The organism is Microcoleus sp. AT8-A3, assembly GCF_036705675.1.
Taxonomy (GTDB): Bacteria; Cyanobacteriota; Cyanobacteriia; order Cyanobacteriales; family Microcoleaceae; genus Microcoleus.
Map to the genome: position 1 here is coordinate 1 of NZ_JAUBVD010000108.1, position 10214 is coordinate 10214.

The 10214-nt window shown below is 45.8% G+C and carries 3 protein-coding genes; all 3 read right to left on the bottom strand.

Annotated elements, in window-relative coordinates:
• Positions 1–97: 97 nt before the first annotated feature.
• On the bottom strand, positions 98–7420 hold the full coding sequence (locus QUB51_RS30550; RefSeq protein WP_333298323.1) for a DUF4347 domain-containing protein: 7323 nt from the start codon (positions 7418–7420) through the stop codon (positions 98–100).
• 458 nt (positions 7421–7878) lie between these two features.
• Positions 7879–8757 (bottom strand): inositol monophosphatase family protein, encoded by an 879-nt coding sequence (locus tag QUB51_RS29580; protein WP_333210641.1) that lies wholly within the window; start codon positions 8755–8757, stop codon positions 7879–7881.
• 89 nt (positions 8758–8846) lie between these two features.
• On the bottom strand, positions 8847–9971 hold the full coding sequence (locus QUB51_RS29585) for a cupin-like domain-containing protein (RefSeq protein ID WP_333055165.1): 1125 nt from the start codon (positions 9969–9971) through the stop codon (positions 8847–8849).
• Between the last annotated feature and the right edge of the window lie 243 nt (positions 9972–10214).

Consider the following 10214-nt stretch of genomic DNA (forward strand, 5'->3'; position numbering starts at 1 on the left):
CCCGCCCGTCCACTCATGACGGGCGGGACGCCCATCCCACTTTCAAGAGTGGAAGTTATTTAATTCTCATTCCTAAGTGCTTAAACCCACATCTTTCTCAAATCAATGCGAAATTAACGGCACTAATACTGCTAGCAGAAACTCCGGCCAGAGAAGCCAAAATCTCCCCTGTTTGTGCAAACCGGATTAATGTTGCATCGCTATCTTGGACAATGGCCAATTGCGAGAAAGTCAGCCCGTTACCCAATACTAACAAGTCTTGACCGACTTCAAAGTCAGCAACAGTATCAATACCCGAATTGGTAGATAATAAGAAGCGATCGCTCCCTACATCCCCTACTAAGGTATCATCGCCCAAATCGCCACTGAGGAAATCGTTACCCTGACCTCCTAGCAGAATATCATTGCCTTGACCGCCGTAGAGGGTATCGTCGCCCTTTTCACCAATTAGGATATCTTCACCTCGATTGCCAGAAAGGAAGTCATTGCCGGCACCACCAGTCAAAGTATCAAAACCCTTTCCGCCGTAAAGCGTATCGTCCCCAATTCCACCATCTGTTACGTCGTTGCCTTGATTGCCATTCATCCAATCATTGCCATCAAGGCTAAACAGCAAGTCATTTCCTTTTCTACCGCGCAATATATCATCGCTAGCACTTCCCATAATGGTATCATCGCCATCTGTGCTTTCGGTAGTATTTTCCCCATCTTTAACGAATTCAATACCGCTTTCTGGGAATGGTTCTTCGGGTGTAGATGGTGTACTGGAGTCATCAGTATCTAAAGTATTGCGGACTGTTGGATTGTTAGCTGTCGCCGACTGAATTTTGGTATTTAGAGATGCACCAGTATTTTCGGAAATCGCCGACTGAATCGTCTTATTTCCGGCTGCAACTTGCAGTAAATCTTGGGCTACTTCTCCTTGTGCGACTTTTTGTATGCGGGCGATTTCTGTCGCGGCATCTGAGGGCGAGGAATTACTGGAGGCGATCGCACCTATTCGCTGATTTCCCTCTGCAATAATTTGGGCAGCATCCGAAGCAATACTAGAGAGTTGCGGTGCTTGCAGTTGACTCGTCGCCGACTGAATAATCGCTTGCAATTGTGTGGAATTGCTTAAATCGAGAGTGCCAGATTGAATTTGATTGGCAACGGCGGAAATTACGCTAGAGGCAATCTCATTTTTCGCGGTATTTGAAGCACCGCTAATTAAATCGGTGACTAAAACAATGGTATTTTGTACCTGAGCGTGTGCTGCATAAACCGCCAAACCGTTCGGGTCGTTTTGAGTAATTGCCTCTAGCGGGTCGTAGCTAGTCAAGTCAATTCCTGACGACACTCCCAGTGCAGCTTTTACCTGAATTTGCGCTTGATTAGGGTCAGTACCTTGCTCGACTAACTCGGTCAGTAGAGTAGTTAACGGAGTAACTACTGTAGCATCTGGTGTGGCAAATAGGGGCGTTTGCTGCGGCAAATAAGTAGAGGTATTGATGCCGTCTATGAGTACAATTTTGCCTTCATCCGGTTCGAGGTCGCCGCTATTATTTTTGTCGAATTGGTCAAGAGAGACATCTAAGTCAAAGCTGCCATCTGCGTTAGTAATTGAGAAGGGTTCGTTGTCATCCTGAACTCCATTAAAGTCGGCATCGAAGAAGACTGTCGCGCCGGCCATGTAACCGTTAATTGCTCTGCCCCTAGTGCTAGAACTCGGCCCCAAACTAAACTTAGCTAACTCAAATGTGGCAAAGTTATTATCGTAGACTGTTTTGTAATCTAATCCACAAGGATAAGATATACTGAAGCGCTTCCCAAATACTTTGAAACTTTTATCACAGAATTTGACTGAAATGGACTTAACTTGAGCACCCAAGAAAGCATTAACTTGTCCTGTTACATCAAACAGTTCCGAGGGTTTGCTGATGCGGGAAGTAATTTCCGATGTTCGGATTTTGCCGTCGCCACCTTGTTTCGGTTGGAATTCTCCGATATCTATTAAGTCAATGCCGACTTTTCCTTGAATTCCACCTTTGACATAGCCCTCGGCAATGCCAACATCTATCCCAGCACCCACGGCAATACTAGCGTCAAGCCTGAGTTCGTCAACATCTCGTCCTGTGCCGTCAGCATTTTCGCGATCGCTCACATAAAATCCATCCAAAAGTTTGTCAGCAGAACCCGCAGCAAAATTCGAGTTTTTCCACTCGCTTAATCCGTAGGTATCGTACCCAAATCCTAGATGAGCTGAAGCACTAAACTTGCCTTCCAGTAAACCCTTGATCGGCCCCCAGATTGGAAACTTTTTCTCAATATTAAAGTCAAAACCCAGTTTAGGCATCTGGTAGCTTAAAATCGGAACATCCGGTTTACCTATCAGCAATTGAATCGCGGTTTCTGGTTTGGTCAAGAGTGGGATATCAAAGCCATCAATATCTTTTAAGGCATTTAAGAACTCCTTGACCTTGCCGCTTGTTTTGGAGTTAATTTGTTGGTTGGCTGTTTGCTGTACAGCAGTCGTTGGGATCGGGGAAGCATTCTGAAGATTCGCACTGTTATCGACAACATCTACATTCCCCAGAGTGTAAGAACCCAAATCGATTTTATCGGGAGAATTCGCTATTTGGTTTGCCAAATCAACAACTTTATCAACCTTGGCAACCGCATCTAAAAAGCGAGTATCGATATCGCGACCAGAGATTTTTGCTGCCAGTTCTAGTACGCTGACTTTGCCATCCCCATTTTTATCAAATTGCCCAGCCAGACCTAGTTTAGACAGTAACTTGGTGTCGGCATTGAGGAAGTTGATAACTGGCCGAAATGGTTTAATAACATCGGAAATTTTACCGATAACTGGTTTGGCAAAATTATTGACAAATGTCCCCAAATCAAGTTGCATATTGTTAAATGCAACGGTGGGTTTTTGCGGCCCGGTTAATTGACCGTTAGCGTAATTTAGGATGGGCCAATTAACTGCTAAGTCGAAGTTATAGGAGGGGAATGCAGCATTGCCGTTGATGCTGGTTTTTGCTGTGAGACCGAGATTAGCATTGCTCGTTAAGTTGGCATTGAATAAGTCTTTAAACTGATAGTTGCCTTGCAGTTCTGGCAAGGTGAGGCGAGATCCATCATTCGGGCCTGCCAGATTGTCTAAGTCATTGAGCTTGACTTCAAGGTTGGCATCGACTTTAGTAGGGTTGTTGGTATCGTTAGCCAGGTCAACTTGGAAAAAACCTAAGTTGCCTTTTGCCTTGAATTGGTCATTTAGGCTCAAGTCAATGTTGGCGGTTAACTTAGTTTTTTCAGTATCTATGTAGCAGCCGAAATCTTTACTAACACCAACTCCCAGGGACAAGTTGAAGTTGTATTTTGATTTTGCTTTTCCATCTACATCTAAGCTTAATGCCGGCACTCCTAAGTTTTTAGAGAGATTGAGATCGGGAAACTGATATTGCTTGCCAAGAGTAATTAGCAAGGTACTTTCATTAGCACTAGAAGTCCCAGTTAGAGCAACATTGAAAGTCGAGCCAAGTGCAGTGCGGAGGCTACTTTCTAACTGACTCAGACTTTGATTTCCATGATTTTTAATTGTATCGACTAACTTAGTCTTGAAGTTGCCAATAAAATCTGGGGAAATGTCCTTGAGCGGGCCGACAATGGGTAGGTTAACTGCCTGTAATTGGTCGTCAAGAATTTTCTCAAGTTTATCCAATCCAGCTTCTACGCCGCACCAATTCTTCTGTGTGTCGATGGTATCAACAGGTGTCGGTGGTGTCGGTGTTGGCGTCGGAGTACCAGTTGTCGGCGTCGGAGTATCAGTTGTCGGTGTCGGAGTTGGAGTATCAGTTGTCGGCGTTGGTGTCGGAGTACCGGTTGTCGGCGTTGGTGTCGGAGTATCAGTTGTCGGCGTTGGTGTCGGAGTGCCAGTTGTCGGCGTTGGCGTCGGAGTATCAGTTGTCGGCGTTGGTGTCGGAGTATCAGTTGTCGGCGTCGGCGTCGGAGTACCAGTTGTCGGCGTCGGCGTTGGCGTGACTGGCGTCGGTGTCGGAGTTGGAGTATCAGTTGTCGGTGTTGGAGTTGGAGTATCAGTTGTCGGCGTCGGTGTCGGCGTGACTGGCGTCGGCGTCGGAGTTGGAGTATCAGTTGTCGGCGTTGGTGTCGGCGTGACTGGCGTCGGAGTTGGAGTATCAGTTGTCGGTGTCGGAGTTGGAGTATCAGTTGTCGGCGTTGGTGTCGGCGTGACTGGCGTCGGTGTCGGCGTTGGCGTTGGCGTCGGTGTCGGCGTGACTGGCGTTGGCGTTGGTGTCGGCGTTGGCGTCGGTGTCGGTGGCGCTACATCATCATTAGTAATAGTTGTGGTAGCGGTAGCAGTGGTAATTGTCGGTGTAGAATCTAATACCGAGGGCTTTGACAGCGTAACCTCAAGGGTTTCATTGGCTTCGATCGCCGCATCGCCTAAAACATCGAGAGTAATGGTTTTCGATGTCTCGCCCGCTGCAAAATTAATCGTACCAGTCGCAGCAGTTGCACCGGATGTGCCGCCGATGTTGTTGTAATCGCTGACGTTTGTAGCAGTACCTGCGATCGCATAATCTACTGTGCTCGCCAACTCAGTGCTACCGCTGCGGGTAACAGTAAAAGTGGCAGCAGTTTTGCCTTCATTGCCTTCTGTAACGGTTGCAACACCAGCACTAATCGCGTAGTCGATCGGATTAAGCAGAATTGTCACCTTGCTAGCACCCGATCCGATGCGATCGCCTGGCCCGGAAATCACCCTGTTAAATCCGGCGTAAATCTCCGAATTGACTGGCCCGCCATCATCAGGTTGACCGTTGAGAGCATAAAGATACGGCGAATTCAGGCTATTTTTTAGCCCGCTTTTGTTATCCCACCCAAGTTGTTCATTACTGACTTCAAACTCGACACGGGAACCGTTGGTGACCAAGTTAGGCACATTTCCTGGGGTAAGGAATCCGCCAGGGGGTGTATTGTAGTCATTGCCGTTAACGCTCATATTTGCGTTAACAATCTGCATCTCGGCATCGCGGCTTTGAGTGCTGCCATCCCCTCCATAGCCGCCGTTTGACGCAGAGTCGCCGATATTTACCGTCCATCCTGACGGAGTTTTGTCGTATTCAACGATAAATTTCGCTTTTTTGATTTTGCCGTCAAAATTGATTTTGGCTACGGCTTCTAACCAACTATCTGCGTTTGAGTCTGTCGGGGTATTTACTAGAGAAATAAACTGGTTTGCCCCACCGGTAATTGTGCCTGTTTTGAGGTCGATTTGGTACGAACTCAAGCTTGAAGGCTGATCGTTTGCTGCAATAGTTAGTGTGGTTTGTTTGGTTGTACCGGCAATGCCTCCGGTGATTGTGCCCAAGTTGAGGATTGCGGTTTCGGCGTTTTCAACTATGTTGTCGGGTTTGATAGTAAATGCAACATTCTGAGTGAGTGCGTCACCTGTTGCACCTGCGGGGAAAATTATCGAGGTAGGGGAAAAGGTGTAGTCGGAATTTTGGGTGGCACTGCTGCTGGGGTCGATGACAATTGGTACAACGACATCGCCCAAGGGTGTGCCGCCACTGAGAGTGACAGGAATATTAACTACTGTGTCTGTTGCTCCTTCAGTGTCGCTGTAAGTTGCAGCCCCGAAATTAACTGTATTGGGTGTATTCAGCAGCACCGAAACGTTATCTGAACCAAGGTTTGTCACCGCTAAATCGGGCCAACCATCCCCGTTCAAATCTTTCGCACTAACAGCAGTAGGACCAGAGCCCGCATCTAAATCAGCAGTCTGGGTAAATGTGCCGTCGCCATTTCCCAACAAAGCTGAAACCTTATTCAAGCCATTTTTAGCTATAACCAAATCTTGCTTGGAGTCGCCGTTTAGATCCGCAGTGGTGACAAAAGTGGGACTCGAACCCACTGGAATTTCTGTAGTAGTAAAGGCCCCAATACCTCTTCCCAGCAGAATTGAGATGCTGTTAGAATCAATATTCGCCACAGCCAAGTCGGGGAAGGAGTCGCTGTTAAAGTTCCCCACAGCCATAGAATATGGTCGCGACCCCACTGTAAAGTTGGCGGCATCTCTAAAACTCCCAGTGCCATTCGCCATCAGAATTGAGACGCTGTTAGAACCAGTATTGTAGCTGGTCACAGCCAAGTCGTTTGTGCCGTAGCCAAAGTCATCGACGGCAATAGATTGAGGTAATTGTCCTACCAAAAAGTTTTGAGGCGTCCCAAAAGTGCCATCAATATTCTGCAATAGAATTGAGACTACACCATTAGTACTGGGGACACCTGTGGCGCGATTAGTCGCTACAGCTAAATCTTGCCGACCGTCATCATTAAAATCGCTCGCAGCAATGTAATTAGCATTACTCGTTGGGTTCAAAGATACATTCACAGGAGAACCCAAGCCACTGCTACTCCCAAAAAACATTGATACAGAACCATTGCCATTATCTACAACCAAGTCGTCATAGACATCTGTATTAAATTTAGCAACAGCGAGGGCATTTCTCCCCTGTGGCAACAGAGTAGCGGCGCCAAAGCTACCCGTGCCATTTCCTAACAGAATTGATGTGCCAGTACCGTTAAGGCTGGTGGAAGCGCCACTGTTAGTCACAGCTAAGTCCTTTATTCCGTCGCCGTTAAAATCTCCGACATCGACGAAGACAGGATCTGAACCTACCGGAAAATTACTCGCAGCACCAAAACTATTCAAAACATACTCGTAACCCGCTAATACTTCGGCTTCAAATACGAGTGGCGTTTCTATTGAACCGGTTCTGACTTCCAGTTCCCAGTCGCCGCCCTTTGCTACACTTCCGGTGAGGTTTTGGGAAGCCGCAACGTTTGTATTTGTGAGTTGGGCAATTCGTTGAAGGAAGGCGAAACCGTCTATATCTAAATCTCTCGCTTGTTCCCCGATACCGCCGTTCGTTTCAACCCCCGTCTCATAGCGAAAGTCCTCGCTCAGGGACTCAATAGCCGCCTTGTTTCCAGTCGGTTTCAACCGACTTGAGCTTTGAGCCAGGGAATTCATTCCCTGGCGGACTTTCCCAGAAGCGCCAGAGGCTGATGCGACATTGCAACCGTAAATCAGAATGTCCGCATCAACAGTTAAAGCACTCCGCCACTGCTGCAATTTCTCGGAATAAGTTTCCACATTATCTGCACTCAAGCAGCCATTACCCAATTGCAAGCTGCCGGGAGCACCGTGAGAAACTATGTGAATGCTGTCAATATTGGTACGAAGAGCTAAAATTTGAGTAATTTGGTCGATCGCATCTTTATTCCCATCCAAAACGACTACTTCCGTACCCGGTTTTACCCCGGCCATCAAACTTTGATAATTTTCAACTTGACGATCGATAAAGGCGATCGCACTTGGTGAAACTTGATTATTTAAAATTGGCATAATACACCTACTGGGGGTTAAAAAAAGACAATGATTTCCCTGTTTCGCGACGGGTATGCGAAACTATTTGTCAATGTTGTAGTAACCCTAACTCATTTTTCCAAACATCTATGTAAATTTTTCTTTATAAACAGCTTTTTAATTAAAGTTTTGATAAAGTTGGGTGATTTTATTAAGTAATATTACGGATTAGCCAGAGCGAGGTGGATGACATAACACAAAAACTCTTTAATAGCAAGTGTCATTATACTGAAATATTAAGAGCGGGATTTTTGATAGATATCTGCGCTCAGGTTTGGCCGTTCATTTCAAGCCCTAGCGGACTTTCGGGCAAAAGTGGGGGCGGGTTTACTAGATAATTGGTTTTAAGCAATTATTTCTCGTAAACCCGCCCCTAAAACTGATTCGTTACCATCTTTACGGGCGATTCCCTACGGGATAGCTTCGCACGCGCGGACTTACTTCAAACCCCCATCTATCCCTGCTAAAATCTCCTCAGCTTGCCCGCACAAAGCAGCGTGACAGCAACCATTACTCGCCAACAATCCCCCCCACTGACTCACATCTCCCCGGTTATATTGCAAAGCAGAACCGTCAAAACGAGTAAATTGACCGCCCGCTTCAGTCAAAATTAATTCCGGTGCAGCTAAATCCCAATCTTTCGGTGCCGACTTTCCCGAAAGCGCAATATAAACATCAGCCTTTTGTTCGACAATTGTCGCAATTTTACAGCCAATGCTACCGACAGCTATTTGATTCTGACATGGCAGTTTTTGTAACAATTGATTAAAGCGATCGCCCCGGTGACTGCGGCTAGTTACTATAGATAAATCTGCCACTATATTTCGCGCCGAAACCTGCAACTTGACCGCAGAACCGGCCCGACTTTCCATAAAAGCGCCCGCATCGCGGATTGCGTAATAAATCTTTTGCTGTTGCGGCCAGGCCACAACTGCCAATACCGGTCTTCCCTCGAAGGCTAAAGCAATGTGAACAGCAAATTCACCTGTCCTGTCAATAAAATCTCGCGTTCCATCCAAAGGGTCAATAATCCAAACCCAACTTTGAGGTAAGGGAATTTGACCGTTTTTTTCTAAATAAGATTTGTAAGTTTCTTCGCTGAGATAGCCAAATTCTGCATTCCCTAAAGCCGACTGCAATCCGTCGAGAATGTAAGAGTTGACAGCGACATCGGCGGCGGTGACGGGGCCATCTTTTTTTTCTTGGATGTCGAGGTTAGGAGTGTTGGAATCCTGGCGATAATAGGATTGTAGGATATCTGATGCACTCCAGGCGATCGATCGTGAAATTTCGCTGATTTCTTCGAGAGTTTTCATGAATTTCTTTTTTTTTGAACCGCAGATAAACGCCGATTTCTGTAGGGGCGGTGCCCCCGTGCCCGCCCCTGGGAACCATACATTAGCAATTACCAATTAATATGAGGATATTTCCATTCATAATAATTAGGAAACACAAAATTAGTAAACGAAACCGAAATACTCACTTCCAATGATTTTACATGGTGCCACCAACCGACAGGAATAAAGATAGCTTCTCCCGGTTCCAAAATCACTTCAATAATTTTCGCATCTCTGTAAAGCGGGTATTTGTCATAATCTGGATTTTCGCCATCAACCTTGCTGAAAACTCCGACGTGATTGTAAAGCAGAGGTGTTTGTTGCGGAGAAATCAATTTAATTAGTTTGCGACCAGACACTTGCGCTAAAATTAAATTAACTGGGTCGTGGTGTAGCGGTGTAATCGTGCCTTTCGGCCCGAACCAAAAGAAAACTCTGCCTTTTGTATCCGTTGGATTGAGGTATTCGGGAAAAATTTCAATGTCGTTAAATAGCGGTTTAAATTCCTCTCTTTCAAGAGTTTGGTTGTTAGCAACCATGTAGTAGTCGTTGCTAGGCCCGCCCTTGACCACCATGTCTACATATTTGCGGAACAAAACAATTTTTTTGTGATTTTCTATCTTGATTTCGTAATTCGGGTCGGAATTGCGGTTGGCTTGAATTTGTACCTCTGCATCGCCATATTTTTCTTGCAAATACTCCGGCGTCCACAACTGCAACGCTTTCCAGTTGTGCATGATATTGGTAATAATTACTGGAGTATTTTTGGCGTAGTAATTTTCGAGAAAATACTCTCTGGAAAGACTGCTTTTGCGTTCGATTGTGCCAAACTTGGAAGACAATGCAGCTAATTGATTGCTAATCCTGAGATGCGATTCTAATTTCTGCAATAACTGCACGTACTGACTGCCTGCTTGAAAGTAGGGATGAGAGGAGATTTCCCTAACTTCTGCGGTGGCTGTTTCCGCATCTATGCCGGTATTTATTAGTCCTTGAATGATTTCTGCATCGGGTTGATTTAATAATTTGTTAGCCGCCACCCACTGTTTCATATTGTCGGGAAGTTCTTGTTTGCTTGGGGTGAGTAGATTGGGCAAGTTTTGTGTCAGCCATTCTAGGTTAACTTGCTGTTGTTCTGTTAGGGTAATCCGCAAAGGGGGAAGGGTGATAGTTAGGGGTTGGGTGTCAGACATGATTCGGGTATGTTGTTTTGGGACTGTTTGGTTTGATTTGAGGTTGTTTTACTAATATAGCAATTTTAACGAACTGCGAAAATTCACAGGCGAGACGCCTGTTCCACGGGCGCGAAGGAAGAGAAAAGGGAAGTTCACAAATTTTGTCGAGGTTGCTGTCAGGATTTTAAGTAGGTCGGTATAAAAAAACAAAGGTAAGTAAAGAAATGTTAACAACTAGAATTGGAACTGAATTTAAAGCGA

Coding starts and splice junctions, on each gene's coding strand:
- QUB51_RS30550 (WP_333298323.1), bottom strand. CDS start 7,420: ATGCCAATTTTAAATAATCAAGTTTCACCAAGTGCGATCGCCTTTATC.
- QUB51_RS29580 (WP_333210641.1), bottom strand. CDS start 8,757: ATGAAAACTCTCGAAGAAATCAGCGAAATTTCACGATCGATCGCCTGG.
- QUB51_RS29585 (WP_333055165.1), bottom strand. CDS start 9,971: ATGTCTGACACCCAACCCCTAACTATCACCCTTCCCCCTTTGCGGATT.